The organism is Gilliamella sp. Imp1-1 (assembly GCF_001690415.1).
GTDB lineage: Bacteria > Pseudomonadota > Gammaproteobacteria > Enterobacterales > Orbaceae > Gilliamella > Gilliamella bombi.
Window position 1 is genome coordinate 1 of record NZ_LZHK01000092.1, and the last position, 13,665, is coordinate 13,665.

The window sequence follows — 13,665 nt, forward strand, 5'->3', positions numbered from 1 at the left end:
ATTAAAACGGAATTTGTAAAAGGCCAACGTTTCAACTCAACGGCTGAATTACAACGCGCTTTTTCGGCTTATGCTTATTGGTATAATCATAAACGATTACATTCTTCGTTAGGCTACTTGCCTCCCGTTGAATTTAAAAAACACTTACCCCTTAATTTTTTTGTTTGAAAATGTGTTGCCATTCCAACCAGTAATCAATAATATCAGGGTTTTTATCGTCATTATTCAATAAATGTTGAGGTTTTCCGTAAACCTTTGCATTTTTATACCATCCAACAATAAACCGTTTTCCTTTTGGACTTTTTGCAACCCATACGATACAAACGTCATCAATAAAATCTTTATTTACCACTTCTTCTTTTGCTATTCTAGATAAATCAAGCGATTGAGATTTTACGTAAACATAACCATAGCAATAATTGTCTATTCGATAGAAGTTAGTCACTTCTAGCCCAACACCTGTTTCATTATAACTACCGCCATTGATAATCTGGTCATCTGACGTTTGTCCTCGATAATGTTTCATCCAACCGATATTACAAAATAAAATTTTCATAGAGGTTTCCTTTCAATTATTCAACAAATTCAACCTTAACGCATCTTCAAAGTGATCAGGTGCAAAATGTGCGTAGCACATGGTCATTTTGATGTTGGTGTGGTCGAGGATTTTTTGTAATACTAAAATATTACCGTCATTCATCATAAAATGGCTAGCAAAAGTGTGATGTAATACGTGGGTTAATTGTCGATCTAATAATTCTATTCCTGCACGCTCAATTGCCGAGCGGAACGCTGAATAACAGGGAGTAAATAAGTTACTATTCTTTTTAGGAATTTCGTTAAAGAGTTTGTTACTAATTGGAATGGTTCGATTACGTTTGTCTTTGGTGTTAATATAGGTGATTTTACCATCTTTAAGCATTTGCCCATGTAATGAATACAAAATATACATCCATTTCCATCCCACTATTTTAATAATTAGTAATAATAGCCCAATTAATACCAACAATAAATGTTCTCTATTTTATAATTTTATTAACTAGAATTAAAATGGTGAAAAATGATAAATTATTTTATGGTGAACCCTGTCACTTTCACCCAAATACCCTTATAAATAAAATAGTTAAATTAAAACATTTTTTTAACGTATAACCAAATAGTAATAAGATTTTTATATTTGATTTTGGATTAAAAAATCATTCCAACATGACTAATTGTTTTGAATTTTATTGAACGGTATAATTTCGACCCCAGCAGGAATCGAACCTGCAACTAGCCCTTAGGAGGGGCTTGTTATATCCATTTAACTATGAGGTCATAGGGTTGTACATTTTAATAAATTTTATTAGATAATGCCATTTAAATAACGAAAAATTTTCTATTTTAAGTAATCATGATACAATCGCATCATAATTAACCTCATTACTTTTAATCGAAGATACTATGAAAAAACGAATTGTTGGTATGATGTTTTCTGTAATGGCACTCACAAGTTGTGCTACTTATCAAGCCGAAACTAATTCCTATAGTGATCCGTTATCAGGTTTTAACAAAACCATGTTTGATGTTAACTACTATGCGCTTGATCCCTATGTTTTGCGTCCTGCCGCAGTAGCTTGGAAAGATTATGTTCCGTCTCCTGTTCGTACAGGTGTAGTTAACTTTTCATCTAACCTTTCTGAACCAGCTTCAATGGTGAACAACTTATTACAAGGTGACGTTCATAAAGCTGGAACACATTTAGTACGATTCTTTTTAAATACCGTTTTCGGTTTTGCTGGTTTGATGGATGTTGCTAGCATGTCTGATCCACAATTACAAAAAGGCGGCAAACGAACTTTTGGTGATGTTCTTGGTCATTACGATGTACCTTATGGTCCTTATGTTGTACTGCCATTTTATGGTTCAGCAACATTGAGAGAAGAAGGTGGTGGTATTGTTGACACCCTTTATCCTCCACTTGTTTGGATAGATTGGCAATGGATGTTGGCACGTGGTGTAATTAATGGTGTTGAAGCACGTGCAATGGCAATCGAGTATGAAGATCTGATTAAAAATAGCGATGATCCTTATAACTTTATGCGTAATGCTTACTTCCAGCGTAATGACTTTATCGCATCGGGTGGTAAAGTAGATGAAAATAAACAGAAACAACGTGAAGAATCGATTAATGATGTTATTAATGATATCGATTCACAATAACTTTTGTTAAATTATACGCTTTTATTAAATCATGTTAAAAACCGCCGTTAATTGGCGGTTTTTTATGTTCTTTTATTTATGATGATACTAATTTAATGATTTTTTATTTACATATTTATTTTGAGATTGATTTCATTTCTGGCAAATATTGCCAAAATCGGCTTGGCATTTGCTGACGTTGTAATTTAGGATTGATTCGTTCTTTTATAGTTAATGCATTACAATAGCGTAACCACATATTCTGAAATAGTACTTCGTCCTTAGATAGGTAATGTTGATTCACCTGACTATTAATAATCAGATCATCTTTATCAACGAGCGAGATCGGTTCAATACTGTGTAAATTATAGATATAACCATATTTGCGTTTTTCATCATATATAACCCACTTTTGATCGGCAAAACGATCTTTAAAAAATTTAAGAACCAAAGGCAATACGTTATAAATAGGAGCAATATTCGAAAAATAGATCTTATCTTCCCTTTCATTAGGCATTGTCGTATCTTTAAGAGGATTGTCAATTGCACTAAAACGTACAAATTGCATTATACGATGTCGCTCCCGACTAACTTTTTTGGCAATATCATGTACAAATAACACATCTTTATCGGCAAAATCCGTTTCGATTGATTTAGATGATTTAAATACCTTGCAAATATAACGAAAAACAATTAAATCACTTTCAGGCAATTCTGATAACCAAACATACATTAAATGACGAAGCGCCGCTTTACTAATCTTATTAATTAACGCCAAACGTACACGCTCATATTTAAGATCACAAAATTCAACATTATGCCTATTAGACACTAATAGCGGTTGAACCTGCCCAATAGCCAACAGGCATTCAGGCATCTTTTTGAGTTTAAAAGCATCAAATACCGCACATAGCAATCCTTCAAAGCTTTTATCATAATAAAACGCCAACATGTCTACCACTCCATGACTAATTGCTGTGAAATATTATCTTGTTTATCTTCTAACAAAGGCGGATCTTGCAACGATAGTCGGATATATTCGGCCGAAGAATCAAGCAATTTAAATTTTCTCATTTCATGACAAACAACAAAAAATTTTGCTCGCTTTAAAACAACACCAATACGTTTAAGCGCATCAAAAGTAAGCTTACGATGACGTCTTGCCATCACAATTAACTTGGCCGATTTAACACCGATACCTGGCACTCGCAAAATTTTTTGATAGCTATCACGGTTAACATCAACGGGAAAAAACTGCGGATTACGTATAGCCCAAGCCAGTTTAGGATCAACGCTTAAATCAAGATCAGGATATTGATCATTAACAATTTCATCAACATTAAAATCATAAAAACGCAATAACCAATCGGCTTGATATAAACGATTTTCTCGCACTCTTGGTACATCTTGTACAACAGGCAACCGCTTGTCGTAACCATTCACAGGAATAAACCCCGAATAATAAACTCGTTTCATACTTGGTCGTTTGTAAAGCTTGGCGGTTAATTGCAAAATCTGTTTATCGGATTCATCGGTTGCGCCAATAATAACTTGAGTACTTTGCCCAGCTGGTACAAATTTGGGGGCAGTGCGAAATTTTTTGCGATCTTCGATATTTTCTAACACATTCTGATGTATTTGTCGCATAGGCTGATAGATACTTTGATGATCTTTATCAGGTGCTAATAATTTAAGATTTTCTTCAGTTGGAATTTCTAAATTAACACTCATTCTATCAACCAATAAACCTGCTTGATTAATTAACTCATTACTAGCACCAGGAATCACTTTCATATGAATATAGCCATTAAAACCATATTCATTTCGCAAAATCTTTACCACTTTAATCATTCTTTCCATAGTATGATCTGGACTTCTTACAATGCCTGAACTAATAAATAAACCTTCAATATAATTACGGCGATAAAATTCAATGGTCACATCAGCCAACTCACGTGGTGTAAAACCTGCTCTTGGAATATCATTACTTTGACGATTAATACAATAAGCACAATCAAACATACAATAATTAGTGAGCATAATTTTAAGTAACGAAACGCATCGCCCATCGGCAGTAAATGTATGACAAATACCAGACTTATGTGCACTACCAATGCCTTTACCTTTATTACCTCTTGAAGCGCCACTTGATGAACAAGAAATATCATATTTTGCCGATTCAGCTAATATCTCAAGTTTAGTTATCATTTTTTCGTTCATATTGTGCCCATTAAAATAACTGTTTATATATACAGTGTATAATAATCATATAAAGCTTAGCAAGTAAATATTGTCGACAAAATCACTGTTACCTACGCTACGTAGGCAATTCTATTGATTTGATTACTTTTATATAAAGAATTAAGGCAATATCAAAAGATATAAATAAAAACATGGCAAGGTATTGTTCAGCTTACAACTGTACGCTATAATCAACAGACTTTTTTATATGAAGCCAGATAACTTAGGAGCTAAATAGTAAATGAAACGAGTTGTAATTACAGGGTTAGGAATTCTTTCAAGTATTGGAAATAATACTAAAGAAGTCTTAGAATCACTAAAAGTAGGTCGTAGTGGTATTACCTTTTCTCAAGAAATGAAAGATAGCGGGATGCGTAGCCATGTATGCGGAAATGTAAAACTTGACACTACTGGACTCATTGATCGCAAAGTTGTTCGTTTTATGAATGATGCTTCTATCTACGGTTATCTTGCTTTACAACAGGCTATTGAAGACGCAAAATTAACCCCTGAACAAGTCTCTAACCCTCGTACTGGCTTAATTGCTGGTTATGGTGGCTCAACTAAAACACAATACAATGTAGTAGCCGGAATGAAAGAAAAGGGATTACGAGGTGTAGGTCCTTATGCTGTAACTAAATCAATGTCGTCGGCAATTTCGGCTTGCTTAGCAACTCCATTTAAAATTAAAGGGATTAGCTACTCAATGACATCTGCTTGTGCGACATCAGTTCACTGTATTGGTCACGCTGCTGAACTTATTCAACTTGGCAAACAAGACATCGTCTTTGCGGGTGGTGGTGAAGAACTTTGCTGGGAAATGTCTTGCGAATTTGATGCCATGGGCGCTTTATCAACAAAATATAACGATAACCCAGAAAAGGCATCACGTGCTTATGATAAAAACCGTGATGGTTTTGTTATTGCTGGCGGTGCAGGGATGGTTGTGGTTGAAGAATTAGAACATGCGCTTGCTCGTGGTGCTCATATTTATGGCGAACTGGTTGGATATGGCGCAACATCAGACGGTCATGACATGGTTGCCCCATCAGGAGAAGGCGCAATGCGTTGTATGCAACTTGCCATTCAAGATTTAGATGTACCAGTTGATTACATCAACACCCACGGCACATCAACCCCAGTTGGTGATGTCAAAGAATTATGGGCAATCAAACAAGTATTTGGCGATAACATCCCTGCTATTTCTTCAACCAAATCAATGACTGGTCACTCATTAAGTGCAACAGGTGCGCAAGAGCTTATCTATTCATTATTAATGTTAGAACATGGCTTTATTACACCAAGTATCAATATTGATGAACTTGATGAAGCAGCAATCGGCATGAACATTATTACTGAACCGACCGAGCGTGAGCTAACAACAGTCATGTCAAATAGCTTTGGTTTTGGTGGTACTAATGCCTCAATTGTAATGAAAAAATATAAAGCCTAATAAGTAAATTTAATTAATATCAATCAATAAAAACCGTTCTAGATTGAACGGTTTTTTGTAGGATTGATAATAAAAATTAAATATTTATAAAACGTTACTTAAAAATAGCCGTGTTTATTCAGCAGCAATCTTATCAATAAAACCAATAGTAACAAACAAAGTTTCGGTTTTAACAATAGCTTCAATTTTATTTATCTTTTTGACATCCACACAATTACCTGCATTCGGCTTTGACGCCATGATAAGGCAAACTCATTAACATTGTGGTGCTATAAGTGTGTTTTTTGCTCTAAAATCGTTCAGGTAGACTATTGATTTTATTGAAGTTTTTATTTGCATTTCTAAATAAAATCAAACATTTATAGGCTAGTTATTTTTTTATTACGTTGCATTTGGCTTTTTAATAAAAGCGCTTTTGTTATTTGATAATAGTTATTTAATAATAACTTGTTAATAACAGTCAGTTAATAACAAAAGCGCAAGTTTTTAAGTCGTATCGGTCGGGGTGCTATTTTGATTTTCTGTCATTAAAGCACAAGGTTCACAGACTTTGCCTGCTCAGCGCCCCAACTTACGCGGGGGCTTTATTCTTTGTTATATTATCCTCTCAAGCACCGTAACCCCCTTCCGCACCCTAAGGATTAAGAACTAAACGCTAAAAGCTAAGGTGCGGTGCAAACGCCATCGCGGAAGTAGCCGGCACCGTAGCTGCCGACGTAGCCGTTGTTCCCGACATGGAACTGGTTGCTACCTGTTGCGTCGCTCGTCCAGAAGACTCCGTAGACGAAGCCCGCATCAGTGAATAATTCCATGGGGCCCCACTCCGTGAAAAAGCCAGCGCCTATGTGACGCTGGTAATGATTACCTGATGAGCTAGGTTTGGCGCCTACTGCGCCTTGACACATACTTGTTGAACCCCAACCAGAACAAACTGCATTGGTTAAATCTCTTACCCGTGGCATTCGATAACCCAAACTATTACACCATGCTAAATGGTCACTATAAATGCCCCCTGGCATCCCCCGATTGACGAACCACTGCTTTAACACAAATCCATATTTTACTACCTCATCACCGGTACTAATATCTCTACCCACTAACTCAAACGTCTGTGGTAACCTTGGCTTAGCAATTGGGCTAGGATTCGGATTGTCCCATTGATTTCTTGCCTCTGGACCTGTTAGCTTAACACGTGCTACAACTTGTCCCCTATCTGCATAAGGAATCCACCGATCCTTAGCTACAACATTTGTCACTGTTGCAGTAATTCCCCCCAAAGTAACGGGTTCCCATGTCAATTCATTTATATCTACTCCACTTATGAGTAAATCAAAATATAAATTATGCGCTCCTGTAGTTGGAAAATTGAGGTTGTATGATTCAGGATTGATTGATTGTACTAAAAAGCCCTTATAAGGATTCCATATGTCAGCTGGGCCTGCAAAGTCGCCGCTATCCCAATCACCCCAAAATAGATTTGGCCTTACATAATTGATAACTGGCGACGGTTGTAGCATTATTGCATCACTACGATTATCCGCTCGAGCTATTTTACCATTCAATGCCTGTAAATTCGATGAAAATGACAATAATAACAATGCTAATACTAGCAAAGCTGTTTTAGGTGATTTGAGCGATAATTTCGAAGATATAAATAAATTTCGAGTAAAAACTTGTCGAATAGGATTATTTGATAAATTTAAGACATAGGTTTGCCAGTGCTTGTGCCTTGTGCCTTGTGCCTAAAATGGTACTGCATTTCGTTTTACCTGTCAAGTAATATTTTGTTTTATTTGAATTTTTTATAATTATTTGCTTGTTTGATAAGCTCATTTTTCTGAAGCGATGAAAGTATAGCCGTTTAAGGGGTGATTGACTAGTTTTTTTGGCGGACTTTTTTGTAAAGAAATGTAAAAATAAAAACGATTGGCTTTATAGATAGGTGAATTTTTTAATTAAAATAGGGTGTTAGCTTTAGGACTTTTTAACTTTTGCGGAATGATTAATATTGCTGATAACATCTAAAACACAAACACACCCAACAGCCCAGTTTGGCGTGCTAGCTTTATTTCGTTATCGGTATATTTTGACGCTCTGATAAGGTAGGCATATTAGCATTGTGGTGCTATATCCGTCTTTCTTACTCTAAAATCGTTCAGGTGGTTCATTGATTTTATTGAATTTTCCATTGAAGATCAGTTAATTACAGGAAGGGGGAGTAAGATTATAGTTTTTAGAGAAATCTAAAAATCTTTTTCTTTTTTCCAATAAATTTTACGCCCAAATCCCAGCAAATTATTCGTCATTTTCACATAATGTAACTGTAATGCCCAAATTGGTGCTTTGATAACTCTTGCAAAGGGAAATGCCCGATAATATAGCGCATAGGCATGCTCAGCTTGTTGTTTTTGTAATCGTGTTGCTTGAGCTTGAAATTGGATCCCTTGGATCTGTGCAACCGTCTTAGGCGTAATACTGATCGTGCCCGCTATTAGTGGGTTTGTTAACATGGCTTTAGCGTGTTCAGTTTTTAATTCGGAAAGAAGATACAAACACATTACCGATTCATCAAAAACATAAAAGGTGTTACATGCCCATGGTTTGTTGTCAGGTAAGATTACGTTTAGCGATAATACATGATTATTTTTAATAAATTTTATGATTTTAGAGTCGGCTTGCATATTTTTTATTTATTGGTGTTATTCGGTTTTAGTGTTTAGGTGCAGATCTTCGCCCCATCGTGGTAGCGATGGGATGTTAATATCAAATAGGTCAAGTGCTCTTGCTACGCTATGGGTGATGATATCATCCAAACATTCAATATGCTGATATAAAGCTGGTACTGGCGGGCATATTACACCACCCATAAGTGTCACGGTTTCCATGTTTTTTAGGTGCGTTAAATTTAAGGGTGATTCACGAACCATTAATACCAAGCGACGACGCTCTTTTAATGCAACATCAGCAGCACGAGTAAGTAAGTTATCTGATAAGCCATGTGCTATGGCAGCTAGAGTCCTCATTGAGCAAGGTGCAATTAGCATACCCATAGTTTTAAACGATCCGCTTGCAATGGCCGCACCAATATTGTTGACAGAATATACTTTATCAGCTAGTGATTCTATTTGTGCTATGCTGGTGTTAGGGAATTCGTAAGCACGCGTTATTTGTGCTGCTTTTGATATTACTAAATGAGTCTGAATATCAAGTGATTTTAAAAGCTCTAACGCTTTTATTCCATAAGCAAACCCTGTTGCACCACTAATGCCAATCACTATCCGCTGGAGAGTCATGTTTATCCTATATTAATAAAATTGTTAATCATTATTTTATTTAGCCTACAAATTATATTGTACATTCAAAAATAAGTGATATTAAAGCTAGTTATTAATTTAGTGACTATACCTATCTATTGATAGTGAATCAAGTAGCTAAGGCTACTATCATGAATATTAAAATAAGGGAAAAGTGTTGAGATTATTAAGTTGTTTTATGGCTACCATATAAGGTTGGTAGCCATTTTTAATAATTTACTCTTTAGCTATTGGTTCATTTACAATTTTTGTTTCTTGCTTACCTTGAATAGCTTTTATTTTTTGTTCATATTTTGTTACAGCATCTTTGCTAGATAATAAACTATAAGTTAAAGTAAATTCAGTGCTTTGTCCTGGTTTAAGTTGACGTACACGTTTTTGCTCACGTTCGATAGTCACTGGATAAGCGAAACTGGTGCCTGGCTCTAAGCCTGTAACATAGCCTTGCTTGAGGGTATCGGTATTTTTCCATAATGATAGTACGGGTAGCTGTTTAGTATTAAAACTAATACCAGCTGCTTTATCACCTGCTTTATTGGTCACCATAACTTGTGTTTCGCCATTCTCCTCAGAAAAAGGATAAACATTAAATACCATTTCATCAAAATCTTTAGTTGGACCTAGATAAGTTTGCCACGTATTAAGGCCACCTTTTGCATAATCGTTAAATGGAGATATTTCTTTAACTGGTGCAACAAATTTAGCACCATCTTCAAGAATAGGTGTACCAAAATTACTATGGTAGATGATTTGATAATCACGGATATAATCACTCTTATTAGTGAGAACGTCGTGGACCGTAAATTCTCTACTTCCTGGCACATAGATCAGCGATGCCCAAGTTTCTAAATTGCTTTTTTTGAAAGTATTTTCTTTAATTAACCCTTTAACTGTAATGGTGTACGGTGCTTTGTCCGATACATTAACAATTAATTTAGAAACAGGTGTATTTTGCGCACGACCATGAAGCGTATACATGATGCCACTATCTTGCACAGCATGGCCTGTCCATTCAAAACCACAACGAACCATCATTTCGTTAAAACCGTCTAGCCAACCAAGCCCTGCCCGACTTTCTAAGTTAATATATTTAGGATGAACGACTTCATCTACTGGTGAATCCCATCCCATGCGAACACCATCACCAACAACAGACAAAATACCTAATCCACGAGTTGGAATTAATTTAATAGTGAAATTATCACTAGAAATTGTTAGTAGTTCAGTTCCGTCTTGTTTACCACCTTTAAGGATCGTATTTTGAATAGCGAATTTTGAACCTTTTATTCCTAAATCTTGATTTGAAACTGACCAATTACCTTTGGCAATACCTTTTTCGTTATCAGTTAATACAAATTCTTTAGCATTGGCATTATAACTAACTAAACTAATCACAACAGCTAGTGAAATAATTTTGATTTTCATGGTGATTCCTCATAGTTAACAAAATAATACTGAATCGTGTCAGTTAATATGACATAAAATAAAAAGAATCAACAAAAAGAAAATCGCAAAAATGAGAGTTTATTCACACTTTTCCAAAAGCATATTGCATATGTACAAGCAATTTGTTGAAAGAAATAAGTGTGAAATTTTAAGAGGATCAGTTTTTAGGCCTTATTTGCCCTGCTTTCCAGTGTTTTCGGCATACTGAGTGGTATTCGCTATCACCTAGATGAATAGAATTTCCGAATTTAACAATTTTACCGTCTTGTCCTTCCAATAAAATCATAGTTGCTTTTTTGCCACACCAGCATACAGTTTTGAGCTCTCTAAAATTGTCGGCTATTTCAAGTAGTGTTTTAGAACCTTCAAACAGGTGTCCCATATAATCGGTTTTGATACCAAAAAACATGATTGGTACGCCATATTCGTCACATACATCAGATAACTTCCAAATAGTATTACGCGATAAAAACTGGCTTTCATCGATTAGTATACAGGCATAATTGCTTTGTTTGATATGCTCAATAATTTCATCAACCGTTGTGTCATCAAGCTGTAACGCTTTTTTGCGTAATCCTAAGCGAGAAACAATTTCAACTGCCGAGTCACGAGTGTCGACTGATGATTTAAGTAATAAAGTCTGCATATTATTACTTAAATAATTATGGTCAATTTGTAAAAGCTCTGTGGATTTTCCGGCATTCATTACGCCATATATATAATAGATTTTAGACAAAATTAAGTTCTCGAAATTAGATTAAATCAATAAAAGTGGTTAAATAAAATGATAATTTGGATAATAAAAAAGGTAAGTTAAATAACCTACCTCTTTAATAGTTTATTGAATAATTATTTTGCTTTACCTTGGTTGGCAACAGCAGCTTGTTTTGCAGCGATTTCGTCAGCATTGCCTAGGTAGTAGTGTTTAATAACTTTCATATTGTCATCAAATTCATACACTAATGGCACACCAGTTGGGATGTTTAGTTCGATAATATCATCATCGCTGATGTTGTCTAAATGTTTTACCAATGCACGAAGTGAGTTACCATGAGCGGCAATGATAACACGTTCACCTTTTGCTACACGTGGAGCAATTGTTGATTCCCAGTAAGGTAGTACACGTTTAATAGTTAATGCTAAGCTTTCGGTTAATGGTAATTCTGATTCAGGTAGTTTGCTATAACGTGAATCGTGACCAGGGAAACGTTCATCTGATTTTTCAAGTGCAGGAGGTGTAATTGCAAAGCCACGACGCCATAATTTTACTTGTTCATCACCATATTTTGCTGCTGTTTCAGCTTTATTCAAACCTTGTAATGCACCATAATGACGTTCGTTTAGCTTCCAGCTTTTTTCAACAGGTAACCATGCTTGATCTACTTCGTCTAAAACGTGCCATAATGTGTGAATTGCACGTTTTAATACTGAAGTGTAGGCATAATCAAATGTGAAACCTTCTTGTTTAAGTAATTTACCTGCTTCAGCCGCTTCTTTGTTACCTTTATCAGATAAATCAACATCAGTCCAACCACAAAAACGGTTTTCTTGGTTCCAAACACTTTCTCCATGTCGAATTAGCACTAATTTTTTAACTGCCATGAATATAACTCCTTTGTTACGTAGATTAAATTTTTGGTATATTCTGTCATAGACATGCTAGGTTATTACCGTGCATGCCCATTTGTTTTGAGCCAACCAGACTGACTCAAAACGTTTATTATTTGGGTAAGTATTTTAACGGGTCAACTGATTGCGCTTTGTAACGAATTTCAAAGTGTAATCTAACTGACGAAGTGCCAGTTGCACCCATTGTGGCTATTTGCTCACCTGCGCGAACGGCTTGTTGTTCTTTTACTAATATAGATTGGTTATGCGCATATGCTGTTAAATAGTCATCATTATGTTTAATAATGATTAAATTACCATAACCTGGTAACGCATTACCAGAATAAACAACGCGTCCATCAGCCGCAGCCAAAACCTTATCGCCAATTGAACCCGAAATATCAATACCTTTGCTTGCCTTTGAGAATTTCTCAATAATCTTGCCTCGTGCAGGCCATCGCCATGAAATATTGACTGCCTTTGAATTTATAGTTGGACTTCTAGTAGAATCATCGAGCGGTTCAGTAATTGTTTCAGTTGTTTCAGTTGTTGTTGGACGTTTATTTTTATCTATTGTGGTAATTGAAGTCGTTGTTGTTTTGGTTATTGTTGGTTTAGTTTTAGCTTGTCCAATCACTACAGATGAATTATTGTTGTTTGATTTATTTGTGGTTGTGTTATTGGTTGTGGTTTTTTGTGTTACTACAACAGTTCCACCACTAACGTCTAATACTTGTCCAACATTAACGGCAAATGGTTCTTTGATATTATTTCTAGCTGCTAGTGAACGGTAATCATTACCAGTTACCCATGCAATATAGAATAAAGTATCGCCTCGTTTAACAGTGTAAGTATCGCCTTGGTATCCGCCTTTTGGAATGTCGTCGTAATTACGATTATAGACAATACGCTCATTACTAATCACCGTGCTAGTATTGTTAGCGGTGTTGGAATTTGAAACCGTCGCCTGTTTTGATGATGGAAGGTTGTGGTTAGCAGGAGTAGAAACAGTTCTACCGCCTGTTGATATATTGGCAGGTGGTTTGGTATAGACAGAAGAAGTTGATGATCCACCTGCGCCAGAAATATCTTCGATTTCGGCCTGCTCAGTTTGCGTACAAGCAACAATCAACAAACTTAAGCAACTTAATGTAAGTATTTTTTTCAAAGCAACACCTTTCATTCGTAAATTTTGTTTTTGACTATTTTGCGTTCAATAGCATTTATACATCTTATTTTATCAGCACATTTTAGCGTTTTTATAGTAAAAACGCTATTATATTAATTAGTTATTAGTTAAATCAATAAATTCATCTAGAATTTCACGATGAAAACCTTAAATTTGTTATTTGATTATTCTTGCGTTCTATAACCATCAAAATTCAAACTGAGCTAATATAATTTCTTTATTATCCAAAGGCA

The 13,665-nt window shown here is 35.4% G+C and carries 14 protein-coding genes, 1 tRNA gene and 1 pseudogene; 3 read left to right on the forward strand and 13 right to left on the reverse strand.

Features of this window, described 5'->3' with window-relative positions; translation table 11 throughout:
- Window positions 1-168, forward strand: coding sequence for an IS3 family transposase (locus tag A9G38_RS12885; protein WP_081297953.1), 168 nt, complete (start codon window positions 1-3; stop codon window positions 166-168).
- Here the strand turns inward: A9G38_RS12885 and A9G38_RS07820 are convergent.
- The 3 genes and pseudogenes from A9G38_RS07820 to A9G38_RS07830 all read right to left on the reverse strand — a co-directional run bounded on the left by A9G38_RS07820 (window position 152) and on the right by A9G38_RS07830 (window position 1,317).
- A complete protein-coding gene (locus A9G38_RS07820) occupies window positions 152-556 on the reverse strand; it encodes a hypothetical protein (RefSeq protein ID WP_051634183.1) in 405 nt (134 codons plus the stop codon). The genes A9G38_RS12885 and A9G38_RS07820 overlap by 17 nt on opposite strands.
- Before the next feature lie 12 nt (window positions 557-568).
- A pseudogene (locus A9G38_RS07825) lies at window positions 569-910 on the reverse strand (tyrosine-type recombinase/integrase); the annotation flags it as partial.
- Between the two features lie 335 nt (window positions 911-1,245).
- Window positions 1,246-1,317: transfer RNA gene (locus A9G38_RS07830), tRNA-Arg, on the reverse strand.
- A 126-nt stretch (window positions 1,318-1,443) separates the two neighbouring features.
- Here A9G38_RS07830 and A9G38_RS07835 point away from each other — a divergent pair.
- The gene (locus A9G38_RS07835; protein ID WP_034910906.1) at window positions 1,444-2,202 is read left to right on the forward strand and encodes an MlaA family lipoprotein; all 759 of its coding nucleotides are present in this window, start codon (window positions 1,444-1,446) and stop codon (window positions 2,200-2,202) included.
- A gap of 115 nt (window positions 2,203-2,317) precedes the next feature.
- Here A9G38_RS07835 and A9G38_RS07840 read toward each other — a convergent pair whose 3' ends face one another.
- Both A9G38_RS07840 and A9G38_RS07845 read right to left on the reverse strand, forming a co-directional pair.
- Window positions 2,318-3,133: a TIGR03915 family putative DNA repair protein gene (locus tag A9G38_RS07840; RefSeq protein WP_034910908.1), complete on the reverse strand. Its 816-nt coding sequence runs from the start codon at window positions 3,131-3,133 to the stop codon at window positions 2,318-2,320.
- A 2-nt stretch (window positions 3,134-3,135) separates the two neighbouring features.
- On the reverse strand, window positions 3,136-4,401 hold the full coding sequence (locus A9G38_RS07845; RefSeq protein ID WP_034910911.1) for a putative DNA modification/repair radical SAM protein: 1,266 nt from the start codon (window positions 4,399-4,401) through the stop codon (window positions 3,136-3,138).
- A gap of 262 nt (window positions 4,402-4,663) precedes the next feature.
- Between A9G38_RS07845 and fabB the strand changes: the two genes are divergently transcribed.
- Entirely contained in the window at window positions 4,664-5,875 is a 1,212-nt protein-coding gene (gene fabB, locus A9G38_RS07850; RefSeq protein ID WP_034910913.1) for a beta-ketoacyl-ACP synthase I, read from the forward strand.
- 114 nt (window positions 5,876-5,989) lie between these two features.
- Here the strand turns inward: fabB and A9G38_RS12580 are convergent, their stop codons facing one another.
- From A9G38_RS12580 to nlpD, 8 genes are all read right to left on the reverse strand, one after another.
- Window positions 5,990-6,115 (reverse strand): hypothetical protein, encoded by a 126-nt coding sequence (locus A9G38_RS12580; RefSeq protein ID WP_255307114.1) that lies wholly within the window; start codon window positions 6,113-6,115, stop codon window positions 5,990-5,992.
- A 422-nt stretch (window positions 6,116-6,537) separates the two neighbouring features.
- Window positions 6,538-7,473, reverse strand: coding sequence for a hypothetical protein (locus A9G38_RS07855; protein ID WP_176713248.1), 936 nt, complete (start codon window positions 7,471-7,473; stop codon window positions 6,538-6,540).
- Between the two features lie 645 nt (window positions 7,474-8,118).
- Window positions 8,119-8,556, reverse strand: coding sequence for a hypothetical protein (locus A9G38_RS07865; RefSeq protein ID WP_034910917.1), 438 nt, complete (start codon window positions 8,554-8,556; stop codon window positions 8,119-8,121).
- A gap of 18 nt (window positions 8,557-8,574) precedes the next feature.
- A complete protein-coding gene (locus tag A9G38_RS07870; protein WP_034910921.1) occupies window positions 8,575-9,168 on the reverse strand; it encodes a UbiX family flavin prenyltransferase in 594 nt (197 codons plus the stop codon).
- Between the two features lie 237 nt (window positions 9,169-9,405).
- On the reverse strand, window positions 9,406-10,614 hold the full coding sequence (locus A9G38_RS07875; RefSeq protein ID WP_034910924.1) for an aldose 1-epimerase family protein: 1,209 nt from the start codon (window positions 10,612-10,614) through the stop codon (window positions 9,406-9,408).
- A gap of 178 nt (window positions 10,615-10,792) precedes the next feature.
- The gene (locus tag A9G38_RS07880; RefSeq protein ID WP_034910926.1) at window positions 10,793-11,371 is read right to left on the reverse strand and encodes a thymidine kinase; all 579 of its coding nucleotides are present in this window, start codon (window positions 11,369-11,371) and stop codon (window positions 10,793-10,795) included.
- 113 nt (window positions 11,372-11,484) lie between these two features.
- The gene (gene gpmA / locus A9G38_RS07885; RefSeq protein ID WP_034910929.1) at window positions 11,485-12,237 is read right to left on the reverse strand and encodes a 2,3-diphosphoglycerate-dependent phosphoglycerate mutase; all 753 of its coding nucleotides are present in this window, start codon (window positions 12,235-12,237) and stop codon (window positions 11,485-11,487) included.
- A gap of 118 nt (window positions 12,238-12,355) precedes the next feature.
- On the reverse strand, window positions 12,356-13,426 hold the full coding sequence (gene nlpD, locus A9G38_RS07890) for a murein hydrolase activator NlpD (protein WP_034910932.1): 1,071 nt from the start codon (window positions 13,424-13,426) through the stop codon (window positions 12,356-12,358).
- Window positions 13,427-13,665: the final 239 nt, after the last annotated feature.

What these genes read in the sequence shown, in the direction of transcription:
- nlpD (WP_034910932.1), bottom strand. Translation starts at nt 13,426, where the DNA reads ATGAAAGGTGTTGCTTTGAAAAAAATACTTACATTAAGTTGCTTAAGT.
- A9G38_RS07870 (WP_034910921.1), bottom strand. Translation starts at nt 9,168, where the DNA reads ATGACTCTCCAGCGGATAGTGATTGGCATTAGTGGTGCAACAGGGTTT.
- A9G38_RS07840 (WP_034910908.1), bottom strand. Translation starts at nt 3,133, where the DNA reads ATGTTGGCGTTTTATTATGATAAAAGCTTTGAAGGATTGCTATGTGCG.
- A9G38_RS07820 (WP_051634183.1), bottom strand. Translation starts at nt 556, where the DNA reads ATGAAAATTTTATTTTGTAATATCGGTTGGATGAAACATTATCGAGGA.
- fabB (WP_034910913.1), top strand. Translation starts at nt 4,664, where the DNA reads ATGAAACGAGTTGTAATTACAGGGTTAGGAATTCTTTCAAGTATTGGA.
- A9G38_RS07865 (WP_034910917.1), bottom strand. Translation starts at nt 8,556, where the DNA reads ATGCAAGCCGACTCTAAAATCATAAAATTTATTAAAAATAATCATGTA.
- gpmA (WP_034910929.1), bottom strand. Translation starts at nt 12,237, where the DNA reads ATGGCAGTTAAAAAATTAGTGCTAATTCGACATGGAGAAAGTGTTTGG.
- A9G38_RS12580 (WP_255307114.1), bottom strand. Translation starts at nt 6,115, where the DNA reads ATGGCGTCAAAGCCGAATGCAGGTAATTGTGTGGATGTCAAAAAGATA.
- A9G38_RS07875 (WP_034910924.1), bottom strand. Translation starts at nt 10,614, where the DNA reads ATGAAAATCAAAATTATTTCACTAGCTGTTGTGATTAGTTTAGTTAGT.
- A9G38_RS07835 (WP_034910906.1), top strand. Translation starts at nt 1,444, where the DNA reads ATGAAAAAACGAATTGTTGGTATGATGTTTTCTGTAATGGCACTCACA.
- A9G38_RS07845 (WP_034910911.1), bottom strand. Translation starts at nt 4,401, where the DNA reads ATGAACGAAAAAATGATAACTAAACTTGAGATATTAGCTGAATCGGCA.